The 14482-nt window shown below is 63.4% G+C and carries 17 protein-coding genes and 1 pseudogene; 7 read left to right on the top strand and 11 right to left on the bottom strand.

Annotation, left to right across the window (positions count from 1 at the left end; genetic code table 11):
* Positions 1-30: 30 nt before the first annotated feature.
* A complete protein-coding gene (gene tmk, locus LIW51_RS13850; RefSeq protein WP_227374695.1) occupies positions 31-624 on the bottom strand; it encodes a dTMP kinase in 594 nt (197 codons plus the stop codon).
* A gap of 83 nt (positions 625-707) precedes the next feature.
* Here tmk and LIW51_RS13855 point away from each other — a divergent pair, with 83 nt between their 5' ends.
* The 3 genes and pseudogenes from LIW51_RS13855 to cofC all read left to right on the top strand — a co-directional run bounded on the left by LIW51_RS13855 (position 708) and on the right by cofC (position 3513).
* A complete protein-coding gene (locus tag LIW51_RS13855; protein WP_227374696.1) occupies positions 708-1604 on the top strand; it encodes a complex I NDUFA9 subunit family protein in 897 nt (298 codons plus the stop codon).
* A 199-nt stretch (positions 1605-1803) separates the two neighbouring features.
* A pseudogene (locus LIW51_RS13860) lies at positions 1804-2802 on the top strand (tubulin/FtsZ family protein); the annotation flags it as partial.
* 99 nt (positions 2803-2901) lie between these two features.
* The gene (cofC, locus tag LIW51_RS13865; protein WP_227374697.1) at positions 2902-3513 is read left to right on the top strand and encodes a 2-phospho-L-lactate guanylyltransferase; all 612 of its coding nucleotides are present in this window, start codon (positions 2902-2904) and stop codon (positions 3511-3513) included.
* Positions 3514-3727: 214 nt separating this feature from the next.
* Here cofC and LIW51_RS13870 read toward each other — a convergent pair whose 3' ends face one another.
* Positions 3728-4264, bottom strand: a complete 537-nt coding sequence (locus LIW51_RS13870; protein WP_227374698.1) for a S26 family signal peptidase — start codon at positions 4262-4264, stop codon at positions 3728-3730.
* 145 nt (positions 4265-4409) lie between these two features.
* Here LIW51_RS13870 and cofG point away from each other — a divergent pair, with 145 nt between their 5' ends.
* Positions 4410-5495 (top strand): 7,8-didemethyl-8-hydroxy-5-deazariboflavin synthase subunit CofG, encoded by a 1086-nt coding sequence (cofG, locus tag LIW51_RS13875; protein ID WP_227374699.1) that lies wholly within the window; start codon positions 4410-4412, stop codon positions 5493-5495.
* A 102-nt stretch (positions 5496-5597) separates the two neighbouring features.
* Here cofG and cofH read toward each other — a convergent pair whose 3' ends face one another.
* On the bottom strand, positions 5598-6947 hold the full coding sequence (cofH, locus tag LIW51_RS13880) for a 7,8-didemethyl-8-hydroxy-5-deazariboflavin synthase subunit CofH (protein WP_227374700.1): 1350 nt from the start codon (positions 6945-6947) through the stop codon (positions 5598-5600).
* A gap of 144 nt (positions 6948-7091) precedes the next feature.
* Between cofH and LIW51_RS13885 the strand changes: the two genes are divergently transcribed.
* Positions 7092-8111, top strand: coding sequence for a phosphoribosylaminoimidazolesuccinocarboxamide synthase (locus LIW51_RS13885; protein WP_227374701.1), 1020 nt, complete (start codon positions 7092-7094; stop codon positions 8109-8111).
* A 299-nt stretch (positions 8112-8410) separates the two neighbouring features.
* Positions 8411-9277: a dihydrodipicolinate synthase family protein gene (locus LIW51_RS13890; protein ID WP_368411795.1), complete on the top strand. Its 867-nt coding sequence runs from the start codon at positions 8411-8413 to the stop codon at positions 9275-9277.
* 142 nt (positions 9278-9419) lie between these two features.
* Here the strand turns inward: LIW51_RS13890 and LIW51_RS13895 are convergent, their stop codons facing one another.
* The gene (locus LIW51_RS13895) at positions 9420-9689 is read right to left on the bottom strand and encodes a hypothetical protein (protein ID WP_227374703.1); all 270 of its coding nucleotides are present in this window, start codon (positions 9687-9689) and stop codon (positions 9420-9422) included.
* A gap of 225 nt (positions 9690-9914) precedes the next feature.
* On the opposite strand from LIW51_RS13895, the gene LIW51_RS13900 reads away from it, so the two are divergent.
* Positions 9915-10385 carry a DUF7384 family protein gene (locus tag LIW51_RS13900; protein WP_227374704.1) on the top strand — a complete coding sequence of 157 codons (471 nt, stop codon included), beginning with the start codon at positions 9915-9917 and terminating at the stop codon, positions 10383-10385.
* 7 nt (positions 10386-10392) lie between these two features.
* Here the strand turns inward: LIW51_RS13900 and LIW51_RS13905 are convergent, their stop codons facing one another.
* The 7 genes from LIW51_RS13905 to LIW51_RS13935 all read right to left on the bottom strand — a co-directional run bounded on the left by LIW51_RS13905 (position 10393) and on the right by LIW51_RS13935 (position 14481).
* Positions 10393-10626 carry a hypothetical protein gene (locus LIW51_RS13905; protein ID WP_227374705.1) on the bottom strand — a complete coding sequence of 78 codons (234 nt, stop codon included), beginning with the start codon at positions 10624-10626 and terminating at the stop codon, positions 10393-10395.
* 41 nt (positions 10627-10667) lie between these two features.
* Positions 10668-11204 carry an XTP/dITP diphosphatase gene (locus tag LIW51_RS13910; RefSeq protein WP_227374706.1) on the bottom strand — a complete coding sequence of 179 codons (537 nt, stop codon included), beginning with the start codon at positions 11202-11204 and terminating at the stop codon, positions 10668-10670.
* Positions 11205-11243: 39 nt separating this feature from the next.
* Positions 11244-11516, bottom strand: coding sequence for a DUF5808 domain-containing protein (locus tag LIW51_RS13915; RefSeq protein ID WP_227374707.1), 273 nt, complete (start codon positions 11514-11516; stop codon positions 11244-11246).
* Between the two features lie 163 nt (positions 11517-11679).
* Positions 11680-13302 (bottom strand): bifunctional N(6)-L-threonylcarbamoyladenine synthase/serine/threonine protein kinase, encoded by a 1623-nt coding sequence (locus LIW51_RS13920; RefSeq protein ID WP_227374708.1) that lies wholly within the window; start codon positions 13300-13302, stop codon positions 11680-11682.
* Complete coding sequence (locus tag LIW51_RS13925) at positions 13302-13436, bottom strand: 30S ribosomal protein S27ae (protein WP_227374709.1); 135 nt, start codon at positions 13434-13436, stop codon at positions 13302-13304. The genes LIW51_RS13920 and LIW51_RS13925 overlap by 1 nt, the downstream gene beginning before the upstream one ends.
* Positions 13436-13759: a 30S ribosomal protein S24e gene (locus LIW51_RS13930; RefSeq protein ID WP_227374710.1), complete on the bottom strand. Its 324-nt coding sequence runs from the start codon at positions 13757-13759 to the stop codon at positions 13436-13438. The genes LIW51_RS13925 and LIW51_RS13930 overlap by 1 nt, the downstream gene beginning before the upstream one ends.
* Positions 13760-13902: 143 nt before the next feature.
* Complete coding sequence (locus tag LIW51_RS13935) at positions 13903-14481, bottom strand: GTP-dependent dephospho-CoA kinase family protein (RefSeq protein WP_227374711.1); 579 nt, start codon at positions 14479-14481, stop codon at positions 13903-13905.
* Position 14482: the final 1 nt, after the last annotated feature.

Genomic DNA, 14482 nt, shown 5'->3' on the forward strand with positions numbered 1-14482 from the left:
CTATTCGCCGTGCTACTCCTTCCGCATCACCTACTCCTCCGCGTCGCCGGTCACGCGCTCGATGGTCGAGACGACGCTGTCGATGACAGCTTCGGGCGACTGTGTGGCGTCAACGCGGACGAATCGTCCGGACTCGGCGTCCATCAGTCGCTCGTAGTTCGACCGAACCTGCGCGAGGAACCCGGCCTGTTCGAACTTATTCGTCGCGCCGCTTCGCGCCGCCCCGGTTTCGGGGTCGACGTCAAGGTAAACGGTGCAGTCCGGCGGACGCGTCCACGGCTTGTGGACGCCGACGATGTACTCCATGGGGCGCGTGACGTGCCCGTCCAGCGCGACCGCCTGATATGCGTACCGAGAGTCGGAGTAGCGATCGGAGATGACGAGCTTTTCGTCCGCCAGCGCGGGTCGGACGGTGTTCGAGAGATGGGCCGCGTGGTCGGCGGTGTAGAGGAACAGCTCCGCAATGGGGTCGGCGTCGTCGTCACTGATAGAACGTTCGACGGCCTCGCCGTACCACGAATCGGTCGGTTCGCGGGTGAACACCGCGTCGGGGTACTCCTCGTGGAGCACCTCCCAGACGGTGGTCTTTCCGCTCCCGTCCAGTCCCTCCAGCGTTATCAGCATGCCCGGACGTTCGAGTCGAGTGATAAAATCTTCGGGGTTTCGTAGCAAGTAGATTTACCTACTTTCGTGTACATATCTGAACTATGAAGGTTCTCGTAGCCGGCGGAACCGGGTTCATCGGGGAAAATCTCGTGCGGGAACTCCACGAACGTGGCCACGAGGTGACGGTTCTCGCGCGCAATCCGGACGAGACCGACTTCCCCGACGCCATCAAGCGAGCGATGGGAGACGTGACCGCGCTCGCGTCCATCGAGGGCGCGTTCGAGGGACAGGACGCGGTGGTCAACTTCGTCGCGCTCTCGCCGCTGTTCAAGCCGCCACGCGGACTGACCCACATGAGCGTCCACCTCGGAGGCACGCAGAACGTCGTGCAGGCCGCGGAGGAGCACGACGTCGGGAAAATCGTCCAGATAAGCGCCCTCGGCGCCGACCCGACCGGGGCGACCGAGTACATCCGGGCGAAGGGGCAGGCCGAGGAGGTCGTGAAGGGTTCCGACCTGCGATGGACTATCTTCCGCCCGTCCGTCGTCTTCGGCGAGGGCAGCGAGTTCCTCTCGTTCACGAAGACGCTCACGCCGCCCTACCTCGCACCCCTCCCGGGCGGCGGGAAGACCCGCTTTCAGCCGATTTGGGTGGAAGATGTCGTCCCGATACTCGCGGACGGCCTCGACGAAGCGCACGACGGCGAAATCTACGAGGTCGGCGGGCCGGAGGTGTTGACCCTCGCTGACGTGGCGAAACTCGTCCGTCGCGCGGAGGGACAGCCGGTCACGATCGTCTCCCTGCCGATGGCGCTCGCGGGGGCGGGGCTAAAAGCCGGCGGCGCGATTCCGGGTTTCCCGATGGGTGCCGACCAGTACCGCTCCCTGAAGTTCGACAATACCGTCCCCGACAACGACGCGACCGACTTCGGCGTCGAACCGGAGGAGATGACGACTCTCGGTGAGTATCTCGATATTACATCCGATGGAAATAATTGACAGAAAAATAGTAGAATGGATATATCCGGGCTTAAAAAGAGGTGTATAAAAACCATCCAATCGGACATGAAAAAGCTGTTAATGCTTCGCAGTTCGTCGATTTTTAGCTTAGGCTGTCACCAGTCTGAAACGGTCATCACCACAATATTTACATTCTAATCTATATCGTTATTATAATAATTATTATCATTATAAATAGATTAAACTTGCGATGATCGGATTCGGTCAAGCAGGCGGAAAGGTCGTTGACAAGTTCCTGGAATACGACCAGCGAACACAGAGCGGCATCGTTCGTGCCACGGTCGCGGTCAACACCGCGCGTGCTGAACTCATGGGCCTCGAACACGTTCCACAGGAGAACCGTATACTCATCAGATAGTCCCGCGTCAAAGGACACGGCGTGGGTGCAGACAACGAACTCGGCGCGGAAATCGCCGAAGAGTATATCGACGAAGTGCAGGGCGCTATCGACAACATCCCCGTCCACGAAGTCGATGCGTTCCTCATAATCACCGGAATGGGCGGCGGTTCGGAAAGCGGCGGTGCGCCAGTCGTGGCGAAACACCTGAAGCGCATCGACACCGAACCCGTCGACGGGCTCGGTATCCTGCCCAGAAGCGACGAGGGTGGCATCTACACCCTGACCACGGCGCGCTCGTTCCTGACGTTCGTCCGCGAAGTGAACAACCTGATGGTGTTCGACACCGACTCATGACGCCAGTCGGGCGAGAGCGTCGAGAGCGGCTACTCCGAAATCAACGAGGAGATCGTCACGTGGTTCGGCATCCTCTTTGGAGCGGGTGAAGTCGGCGGCGACGATGTCTCGGAGAGCGTCGTAGATCCCAGCGAGATCATCAACACGCTCGCCGGCGGCGGCGTCTCGACCATCGACTACGCCGCAGAAGACGTCGAGATGCAGAACTCCGGCGGCCTCCTCTCGCGGTTCACCGGGAACGGCGGCGGTCACGGCGAAGACACTGCCCACACGACGAACCGAATCACGAGCTTCGTCCGAAAGGCGGCGCTCGGTCGACTGACCTTCCTCTGTGAGATTCAGGGAACCGAACGCGCACTGCTCGTCCTGAGCGGTCCGTCACAGCATCTAAACCGGAAAGGTATCGAGCGCGGTCGCAAGTGGCTCGAGGGGCAAACGGGCAGTATGGAAGTTCGCGGTGGCGACTCCCCCGTCCACGAACCCAACAGCAGACCAACTACCGACTGCGCTGACTGCCACACTGTTGACCGTTGCGACTCGATTTTCGCAACCCCTTAACCTACCTGCCGAGTAGCACCGCCCATGCAGGTGGTGGTGCCGTTCGCGGCTGGCGAACCGAAGACGCGACTCGCCGACGCCCTCGCGCGCGACGAACGCCGCGAGTTCGCGCGCGCGATGCTCGGAGATGTGCTTTCCGCGATTCGCGCGACCGGTCGGGTACCCGCGGTTCTCACCACCAGCCGGATCGACGTGGACGCGCCACAGACGGTCGATTCCCGGCCGCTGACGCCCGCCGTGAACGCGGTGCTGGACGAGGAGGGGACGACCGCGATCGTGATGGCCGACCTCGCGCTGGCGACGCCCGCCGCGCTGGAACGATTGTTCTCCTCCGCGGGCGACGTGGTGCTCGCGCCGGGTCGCAGGGGCGGGACGAACGCACTCGTCGCGCGCCATCCCGAGTTTCGGGTCGATTACCACGGCACGTCGTATCTCGACCACCTCCGAATCGCGCGGACGATAGGTGCCTCCGTCGCGGAAGTGGACTCCCACCGACTCGCCACTGACGTGGACGAAATCGCCGACCTCGCGGAGGTGCTCACGCACGGTGACGGCGCGGCCCGCGACTGGCTTCTGGATGCGGGCTTCTCGCTCTCGGTGACGGACGGGCGAGTCGACGTGAGTCGGGAGAGATAAGTCGAGCGAAGTGAGTCAGGACGAGCGAGGTCGAAACTACGCCGAGACGGTTGCCAAAGTGGTGGCCGGAACGGACACCGGGCGACCGGAACGACTCTAGCAATTCCGGCGTCGTGGTCGTGGCGAACTGCAGTCGAACGTGCCCGAACCACGGGATGCGGAGTTTCGCCTTGCCGACGACCCACGACGGTTTAACCGGGTCATATCGCCCCACCTAGTCGTAACCCGCGTTGTTGTCCCCCTTCATGATGAATCCAGCGTGCGGGGCGGGGCAGTTGGCCAATTCCCGACAGTTGTTCGAAACGCCGACGTAGTCGGAGTCGGTCCTATTGTACCAGTTCTCGCCCGCTTCCACCCAGAACATCGCGCGGTGGATGATCGGCGTTTCCCGACCGTTGCCGTCGGGTTCGAAGATTATCACGTCACCGTGGTCGTTGAACTCCTCGTAGCCGGACTGCTTTCCGGCGGGGTAGGTGACGACGTCCGTGTCGGCGTGGGCCGCCCCGCCCGCGAGTCGGCCTTCCTCCATCACAAAGATGAGGTCGCCGCGGTACATCTGCGGTTCCATGCTCCCGCTCTCGACGGCGACCATCGGCGGCCAGACGCCGCTGACGGCGAACAGGAGCAGACCGACGCCGACCGCCCATAACACCGTGCTCAGGACGTCGCGGACGAAGGCAACGGGTTCCTCGTCGGTGGTTCGCAACCAGTGGAGTAGTTCGGTAGGGTTGGCGTCGGTCGGCGGGGACATTCGTGTTTTCAGTGATGTATTTGTCTTGTTTGAATGTTTGAATTTACGTAAATTGATGTTCAGGGGTGGTTCCTCCTCTGACCATCCCACGTCTCGCTTCCGACTTCCAAACTCACTTTTACCCCCTGCGACCTACCACTAGTCAATGATTCCGGGGGCCGACGAGTACGACATCGACATCGCCATCGAAGCGTCCGAAATCGACCGCCTCCTCTCCGTCACCCCCGAAGACGTATCTTCCGCCGACGCGCTCACCTACGCAAAGAACGTTTTCATCCCCCTCACGACGGCCTGCCGGTACACCTGCACCTACTGCACCTACTTCGACCCACCGGGGGAGGCGTCACTGCTCTCGCCCGAGGAGGTTAAAGAGATTCTTCGCACGGGCGCGGACGCGGGCTGTACCGAGGCACTGTTCACCTTCGGTGACGACCCGGACGACCGCTACACGCAGGTCAACGAGCAGTTGACCGACTGGGGCCACGACTCGATCCACTCCTACCTCCGCGAAGTGTGCGAACTCGCGCTGGAAGAAGGGCTGCTTCCCCACTCGAATCCGGGCGATCAGACCCGAGAGCAGATGGAACTCGTCGCGGACGTGAACGCCAGCATGGGCGTGATGCTGGAAACGACGGCGGACGTGTCGGCCCACGCCGGCCCGCGACAGAAGAATCCAGGGCAGCGACTCGCCACGATTCGAACCGCTGGCGAGTTGGGCGTTCCGTTCACCACCGGAATCCTCGTCGGCATCGGTGAGGACTGGCGCGACAGGGCCGAGAGCCTGCTCGCCATCCGCGCAATGCACGAGCGATACGACCACGTTCAGGAGGTCATCGTCCAGAACGTCGTCCCGAACGAGCGGTCGCAGTTCGAGCAACCCTCCGTCGAGACGATGCGCCGGGCCGTGGCGATGGCGCGAGTGGCGCTCCCCGACGAAGTTTCGGTACAAGTCCCGCCGAACCTTTCGCCGACGCGCGACCTGTTGGACTGCGGCGTGGACGACCTCGGCGGCGTCTCACCCGTGACGGACGACTACATCAATCCCGACTACGCGTGGCCCGCCCTGCGTGAACTGGAGGATATCGCCGAGGAAGCGGGCGTCCAGCTGCGCGAGCGACTTCCAGTGTACGACCGGTTCGCGAGAGACGAGTGGTTGTCCGATTCCATCGGAACTGCCATCGACGCGGACGGTGCGGGTCGGCGATTCCGCGACCTGCTCGTCGACGTTTGAGCCCGTGAAGCGGGACCGCGCCGGGTTTTCAGCGGTTCCTCGTCGACGGTGACGTCTCTCGAACGGAGTGCCGAGGGACCAAGAGTGCGCGCTTCGAAATCCTCACTTGATCAGCGGCGTCCCGTCCGCGCACGGACCGAGCGTCGGCCCGAACGGCGGGTCGTCGGGGTCGATGTCGACTATCTGGCGGTAGTCGGTCGAGCGCTCCGCGGGCATTCGACCGACAGCGTTCACCATCTCGACGTACTCCGCGAACGAGCGGAACTCTCCGAACTCGCCGCCCGCACGCTTCGTTATCTCCTCGGAGAGGATGGTTCCCATGAAGTCGTTCGCGCCGCAGGAGAGCATCTTCAACCCTTGCTCGTCGCCGTACTTCACCCACGACGACTGGATATTTTCGATATTGTCGAGAAAGAGCCGGGAGACGGCTATCAGCAGTTCATCCTCGTGCGTCGTCGCGCCGTCGTCGACCATGCCGCGCTCGTAGAGCGGCGTGTTCCGGTGGACGAACGAGAGGGGGACGAATTCCGTTATCGCGCCCGTCCGGTCTTGCACGTCGCGGACTCGTTCGAGGTGCATCACGCGGTGCATCTCATTTTCGACGTGACCGTACATGATGGTCGCGGTGGTGTCGAGCCCGACGGTCGTCGCGGCCTCTATCGCTTCGAGCCACTCGTCCGTGCCGATCTTTCCGGGGCAGATGACGTCGCGGACTTCGTCCACCAGAATCTCTGCGGCGGTACCCGGCACGCTGTCCAGACCCGCGGCTTTCAGTCGACGGAACACCTCCTCATAGCTCCAGTCCGTGCCTCTGCGGGCGTGGTAGGCCTCCTCGGGCGTCATCGAGTGGACGTGGACGCCGGGGAGACTCATGGCGCGAAGTTGATCGGCGTAGGTCGCGGGGTCTTTCTCGTAGGCCTCCGCGGGTTTGTAGTTCAGGTCGCCGCGATCGCTCGATTCGAGGATCTCGCGGTGTTCGTCGTCCAGCGCGAGAGCGGGATGGAGACCGCTCACCGACGTGACCTCGTAGATACCGCGTTTGCGGGCGTCGGCGACGATTTCGCGCGATTCGTCCGGCGTCTTCGTGAACCCGCCGTGATCGTCACCTCCCTTCTCGAAGTTCTGCGCCGTGTCTTTGAAATTGCAGAACAGACAGCCGGTGTTGCACGCGGTCGTGACGTTGTTGTTCAGGTTGGCGACGAACGTCACGCGGTCGCCGACCATCTCCTCGCGCCTGCGGTCTGCGGCCTCCAGCACGCGCTCTTTCCGGACGAGGTCGATGCCGGGGCGGTCGGTGCCGGTCGTCAGCAGTTCGACGCCGTCGACGACCGTCAACCGGTCGCCGTTTCGCGCCTTTTCGAGCGCGTTCTCGAACGACTGGTCGGTTTCGGGGACGTGCTCGAAACCGAACTTCCCCCGAGGGACGTTGCTCTCAGCGCGCACGGTGTTCATCACTCACTTCAACCGGTTCGACCCTCAAAAAGCGGTTGGTCGCGGCAGTCAAGTCGCACGAGCGTGCATACCTTCGCCACGCTGAGAGGTCAGGTCAGCACGGAGATGGAAACTTCTTAGTCCGGGCGCGGTAGATTTCGCACCATGACGAGTGTGAAGGAGTTCCGGGTCGAACGCGAACCGACCCCGGACTCGCTTGGACGGGGGTCGTTTCTCTTCACCGACGACTACTCGGTGTTCGACTGGGGCAAGATGCCCGACCGGATTCGGGACAAGGGTGCGAGTCTCTGCACCATGGGGTCATTCAACTTCGAACTGCTGGAAGAAGAGGGAATTCCGACGCACTACCGAGGGGTCGTCTCGGAGGGGGAAGTCGTCTCTCTGTCGGACGCGACCCGTCCCCCGACCGAGATGGCGATCGACCTCACGCAGGTGCCGAATCTTCCGCGCGAGGGACGAGACTACGATTACGACCTCTTCCACAGCGGTGCGGACGACAACTACCTGATTCCGCTCGAAATCGTCTTCAGGAACAGCGTTCCGGTCGGGTCGAGCCTCCGGCGGCGCTCCGAACCCGCCGACCACGGACTCGACTTTCCCGAGTGGCCCGATGGGGCGGTGCAACTGGAAGACCCCGTGGTGGAGTTCTCGACGAAGTTCGAGGAGGGCGACCGGTATCTCTCGCGGACGGAGGCCGACGAAATCGCGGGGAAAGCTAGCGTGGACGAGCTGGAGCGCATCGCCCGCGAGGTGAACGACCTCGTCACCCGACGGGCTTCCGAGGCGAGCCTGACCCACGAAGACGGGAAGATAGAGTGCCTCTACTACGACGGCGAGGTTCGCGTCGCCGACGTGGTCGGCACCTTCGACGAGAACCGGTTCACGTTCCACGGCCAGCAGGTGAGCAAGGAGTTCCTGCGCCAGTACCACAAGCGCGAACAGTCTGCGTGGGTCGACGCGGTTCGGGACGCCAAGAGCGAGGCAAAAGCGCGCGACATCGCCGAATGGAAATCGCTATGCGAGACCGAACCGGAACCCCTCCCGGACGAGGTGCTCGCGGCGGCGCGCGGTCTCTACTGCGCCGGGACGAACGCCTACGTCGGTCGCGAGTTCTTCGACGCCCCCGCGCTGGAAGACGCCATCATGGTCATAAAAGACGTTTAGAACGCTGAGTTCGTCCAGTTTTCTCACCGGAAAAAGATGGAATCTCGCTCGAACGTGAGCGGTCGGCGTTCCAGCGAAATCGACTCCACCGATTCGTCGTGATAGTGCTGAACGGTATTGAGGAGTGGGAAGTGGGAAGGGGAAGGTGTGGGTGGTGTGCCGGGCGCGCGGAGTGGGAGGATGGGAGAGAGGTGTCGTGCGCGCCCATCCACGACTGGGGACGGTGAGGACTTAAAACCGCGTCAGACAGCCGTGTGACTGCCGTCGGATTCATGGTCGCAGCGCGAGAGCGAACGCACATGCACGGAACCGGCGTACCACTGGTGACACCGTTCGACGGCGACGGCGACCTTCTGGAAGGTGACCTCCGCGAACTCGTCCGCTGGGTCGAATCGCGTGGCGTGGATTTCATCGTCCCCTGTGGGTCGAACAGCGAGGCGGAACTGATGAGCGTCGAGGAGCGCGCCCGAGTGGTCGAGATCGTCGCGGAGGAGGCCGACGTTCCCGTTCTCGCCGGAACCGGCCACCCCGGCCTCCGCGAGACCCTGCGCCAGACCGACCTCGCGGCGGAAGCGGGAGCAGACGCCGTGCTCGTCGTGACGCCCTTCTACTTCGGCCACGACGAGGCGGCGATGGCCGACCACTACCGCACCGTCGCCAACGAGAGTCCGCTTCCGGTCTACCTCTACAGCGTCCCGGCGTACACCGACGTCGCGCTCTCGCCCGAACTCGTCGGCGACCTCGCCGACCACGAGAACGTCGCTGGGATGAAAGACTCCAGCGGGAATCTGACGCGCCTCCAGCGCGAACGCGCCCGAACCGAGGACGCCGATTTCGACCTCCTCGTCGGGAGCGGGAGCATCTACGCCCCCGGACTCGACGCGGGTGCCGACGGGGGCGTCCTCGGGCTGGCGAACGTCGCGCCGGAGCGAACCGACGAGATATACCGACTCCACCGAGGCGGGCACGGCGAACAGGCCCGACAGGTGAACGCCCACCTCGTCGAGTTGAACTGCGCGATAACGACGCGATACGGCGTTCCCGGCGCGAAGGCGGCCATGCGAGAGCGCGGCGCACCGGCGGGAGAGCCTCGCAGACCGCACCGACCGGTGAGCGACGACGTCCGCGCCGAATTGGCCGATCTGATACGTGCCGCGGAACCCTGAACTGGAGCGAGGCGACGCCGAGTCGCCCCTCGCACTCGGCGAAAATATGACTGAGAGACGAACGGTCCGCCGGTCGAAGTAAGAATGACTACTATCAGACGTTCGTAACTTCGAACCGTATCCCGACTCATAGGGTGGACAATTACAGGTAAAGGTACTTGGAGTTCGGAGGGAATCGACCCTCCAATGAACAGTACATTCGAGAACATGTAAGCGAAAAGAACATAGATGGCACCGCGTCGCCGTTCTCCATCACGTAAATAGCGTCCGCGGGTTCGACGTCGTCGGAGAGGGAGGACTGGCCGGCGGACTGCGGCGCGGTCGTGGGTGCAGTGGCCGCGACGGGCGAGATGAGCAACACCAGCACTTGCACGACAGCAAAAAGGGTCTGTGTCGTTGGTTTCCTATCCATTATAATATCGCATTTCTTATACATTAAACGATCGGGATACGATAGGTAATTGCCACGCTGTAGTCCGTTTATAGATATCATAAATCGTATGTTACTGGAGGTCACGAGTGCTTTTCACCCTTCGGTACGCACACCACCACATGACGTGGCGCGAACTGTTCGACCGCGCGGAGGAGTTCGACACCGACATCGAGACGGTTAGAGAGACGCTGACGGAGCGACGCCGTGAGTGACCCGAATCCCGCCCGCGTCGTCGCGGACGCGGACGTGCTGGCCGCGGATCTGCTGGTCGGCGGCGACGCCCGCGAAGCGCTGGACATCGTCCGCGAGCACTCGTGGGTCGAACTCATCGCCAGCGACGACCTGCTCGCCGAAGCCGAGGGAGTCGTCCGCGAACTGGCGGACGACGAACTGGCCCGCGACTGGCGCGAGAAGATCGACGAGCTTCGGATTCGGGTCGAGCAGTCACCCGGCGACCACCCCGTCCTCGCCAGCGCCCACGCCGGAAACGCGGCGCACATCCTCTCCTACGACGATTCCCTTCGAACGGCGAAGATCGGAACCGCGCTTCAGGGTCGAATCTCGGTGAGCGTCAAGCGCCCGGATGGGTTCGCGGGATTGTTCGACGCGGAAAGCCTGTACGAAGAAGTCGTCGGCGGGGAGTATCTGGGGCCGGACAGGGACGCGAGGGATTAGCCTCAAATCACACGGAACGTGTCGAAGAAGACGAGGAACGAGAACGCGATGCCGAGTACGAACGAAATTCCGTCGAGAATGAGAGGGTGAACGACCCGCCAACCTCTCCGACCGTGTACGCCTCCAGAAACACGTCCGTCGCCAGTTTCGCCGCAGAAAAGAGCGCGACGAGCAGACCGATGGCGAACGCACCGCCCCGCTTCAGCAATTCGACCCGCAGTTCGCCCATCGATTCGACCATCGGGAAAAACGGCTCGCCGACCTCTCCCCAACCTTCCGATGTTACCGCTCCGCCAACCAGTCCGCGAACTTCGCCAGCGCCCGCCCGCGGTGGGAGATGGCGTTCTTTTCCTCGGTGCTCATCTCCGCCAGTGTCTTGCCCTCGTGTTCGAAGATGGGGTCGTAGCCGAAGCCACCCTCGCCGCGTGGGGCGACGAGGCGGCCGGGAACCGCGCCGGAGAACATCTCGCTCCGCTCGCCGTCGTGGTAGGCGACGACGCAGCGGAAGTGCGCCCGGCGGTTCTCCTCTCGCTCCGCGAGTCGCCAGACGCGCTCGACGCCGAGGGTGTCCTCGACGTAGGCGGAGTAGGGGCCGGGGAAGCCGCCCACCGCGTCGATGAACAATCCCGCGTCGTCGACGACGACGGGATCTTTGCCGCCCGTCTCCGCGAACGCCTCGCGCGCGCCGTGGAGCGCGATCTCGTCGAGGTCGTCGCTCTGTATCTCGGTGTAGTCGTACTCGACCTGTCGAACTTCGTCGTCTAGATACTCGCGCGCCTCGCGGACTTTCCCCTCGTTACCGGTGACGAATCGAATCACGTGCGAAACGGCGCGGCGCGGGGAAAAAGAGGCGTCGAATCAGTCGTCGTCCACGATGACTTCCACGGGTTCGTCCTCCATCTCCTCCACGTCGGGGCCTTTGCGCTCCTGCCAGAGCAGGACGCCCGCGACGGCGAGGACTATCCACGACCGCCAGTTGGCGAGGTTGATGGTGTAGCCGACGCCGAACGGTTTCTCGACCAGCATCCCTTCGCCGGGCTTCCAGTAGGCCGACAGCATCCGCCCGATGCTGGGTCGTTCGAAGTTGTACGGGACGCCGAAGAGGGAACCGGTGGTCTCTTTGTCGGACATGTGATAGACATTGTTCGCTCTGGTTATAGCGTTTGGGGCGCTCGGGAAGGGAGTCGAAGGAAGAACACGGCGACGAGGGAGAGACGACCGCAACATTCGATCGAGATCGCGCCCGTGAGAGGCGAGCAGTAGCGGAGTCGAAACTGTCGTGACGTATGATATTTTAATGATATCGCCCGCGACCTTCTATCTCGCGCAACTGCGCCAACACCTCCTCGTCGCCCGACTCCGAGTAAGCCCCTTCGAACTCCCGACGAAGAGCGTCCGCGTCGTTCGAGGTTCCGGCGAGGCTCTGGGAGAAGACGTGCAAATCCATCGCGTAGTCCTCCGCGTCGTCGGAGTAGTAGCCGAGTCCGAAGTCGATGAACTGCGTTCGCTCCGACGAACACCGCACGTTTCTCGTCGTCGGGTCGCCGTGGACGATTCCTGCCCGGTGCATCACGCCGAGGTGGCGACCCACGTCGCGCACACGAGGCGGGGTCAACTCCTCGCGGAGGTCGGCGTCGCCCACGCGCTCGAACTCGATGATGCCCTCTGCGAGGTCGACGTCGTACACGACCGGCGTCGGAACCCCGGCGCGTCGGGCGTCGCTCGTCAGGCGCGCTTCGAGGGTCGTCCGCTCCCGACGCAGGCGAGCGTCGAGCGCGGGATGGCGGTACGATTTCGGCAGGCGGCGCTTTGTCACGCGCTCCGAACCGACGGAGACGGTCGCTTCCGCGCCGCGGATTTCGCGCTCGCCGACGTTTCGGAACACCTCCTCACGGTCGTCTCGCCACCCGACCTCGACTTGGTCGGGGCGGAAGTTCGGGTTCACCGCCGACTCCTCGACGGAGAGCGTGTCGCCTGCCGCCAGCATCTCTCCTCCGAGCACGGCGATCATCCCGGCGTTGTCCCGCAGGAATCGCGGTTCGGGGGCGAAAAAGTCCGCCCCGCGCTGATCGCACATCGCTTCTAACATCTCGCAGAGGCGAGCGTTCTGCCCGACGCCGCCGCCGAGAACGAGTTCGTCCCGCCCCGTGAGCGAGAGGGCACGCTCCGCGACTTCGGTGAGCATGGCGAAGATATTCTCCTGTAGCGAGAAACAGACGTCTTCGATGGCCTCGCCCTCATCGTACGCCTGCTTCGCCGCGCTCATGATGCCCGAGAAGGAGAAGTCCATCCCCTTCACGACGTAGGGTAGGTCGACGTACTCGCCGTCCTTCGCGGCTTCCTCGACCTTCGGCCCGCCCGGATGCGACCAGCCGACGTGGCGGGTGAACTTGTCGATGGCGTTGCCGACCCCGGTGTCCATCGTCTCGCCGAGCACGCGATACCGCCCGTTTCGGTAGCCCAGCACGTGGGCGTTCGCGCCGCTGGCGTTCAGGCAGACCGGGGAGTCGAACCCCGACTGTTGGCGGCCGATTTCGAGGTGCGCGACCATGTGGTTCACGCCGACCAGCGGCACGTCCAGCGTCTGCGACAGCGCGCGCGCCGCAGTGCCGACGATTCGGAGACACGGGCCGAGTCCCGGCCCGCGCGAGAAGGCGACGCAGTCGATGTCGCCGTCCGCTTCCGCCAGCGCCGTTTCGACGACACGGGGAATCGCGTCGCTCATGTGCTCGGCCGCCTCGCGCGGGTGGATGCCGCCGCTCTCCGGTTGGTAGGCGTCGGTCTCGATAAAAACGGAATCGGTGTTCGGGTCGTAGACGGCGTCAGAAGCGGCCTCTGACGAACCGTCGTTCGACTTGGTCGTGAAGACGGATGCGCTGGCCGCCCACGCGGTACCCTCGACGCCGAGGATTCGCATTACTGCCACTCGGTGTAACTACACTTGCCGCAGTGGAGGCGGTCGCCGTGATCCGCGAGGAACGAGTCGCCACAGCGCGGGCACTGCTCGCGGTCGGTCGCGCCGTCGTCGCCGTAGAGTTCGTAGAGCGGCATTATTCGGCCTCCTCGGCTTCCGCGTCGGTGTCGCCGTCCGAGTCCGCGGTTATCTTGTTGCGTTCGAGCATGTACTCTTGTTCGACGTCGCGGGCATGCTCGGGACTGTCGTAGACCTTCGCGTAGCCGACGGTCTTTCGCATCCCGAACTTCGTGCTCATCTCGTGAACGACGACTTCGTCCGCGTTCTTGTCGAGTTTCGCAGCGAGGCTGTCCCGTACTGAGAGACGCGAGGGCGTCGCCTCGTCGTGAACGATCTGGAATCGCACTTCAGTCCTGTGGAGCATCGGATTCTGCTCCTGTGAGAGGATTTCGACTTCCATGTGTAACACTCAGTTATACTCCTTTTCTCCCCGTAGCGTGTAAAAGGATTTCGAAGTGGGCGATTCCGCCGGGTGAGCACGCCGAGGGCGGAAAACACGTTCATCGCTACTAACCGACAGTAACGGAATTGTAAGATTCCACCCTACTCTCTGGTACGCCCGTGATAGTCGACGAGCGAGAAGAGTCGCTCCGCGTCCCCGTCCATCCGCGCCAGCAAGTCGGCGACCTGCGCCTGCACTTCCGGCGTCACCTGTACGAGAACCATCCCCTCGTCGGGCTGGCCGTAGACGACGCTCGCACCCTCCGGCGCGGCGAGCACCGCCGGAAGCGCCGCGAGGTCTTCCTCACCGTCGACGACGAGCACCGTCGCTTCGTCCGCGTGAATCGACTCGGCGAGCGCGAAGAGGAGGTCGGCGGTGAGCGTTGCGGCCGGATTCGTCACCGACACGTGTCGGGCGTCGTCGCTGACGGCGTCGCGGATTTCGGGGGCGACCGCGTCGCGCTTAGTCAAGCCGTCTACGAGCGCCACGTCCGGCGTGACGCCCGCCGATTCGAGGTGGAATGTGACGACATCGCCGACGGCGACGAGCGGACGACTCGCCGAATCGAGAAGCGTCTCCGTGTCGGTGAATATCGCCCCGAGCGGCACCTTCAGCTCGCTCCGAAGCGCGCGAGGGAGCGAAACGACGACATCGTCCGAGGAATCCGGTTCCTCGCTCATC

Source organism: Haladaptatus halobius (assembly GCF_020618475.1).
Classification (GTDB): Archaea; Halobacteriota; Halobacteria; order Halobacteriales; family Haladaptataceae; genus Haladaptatus; species Haladaptatus halobius.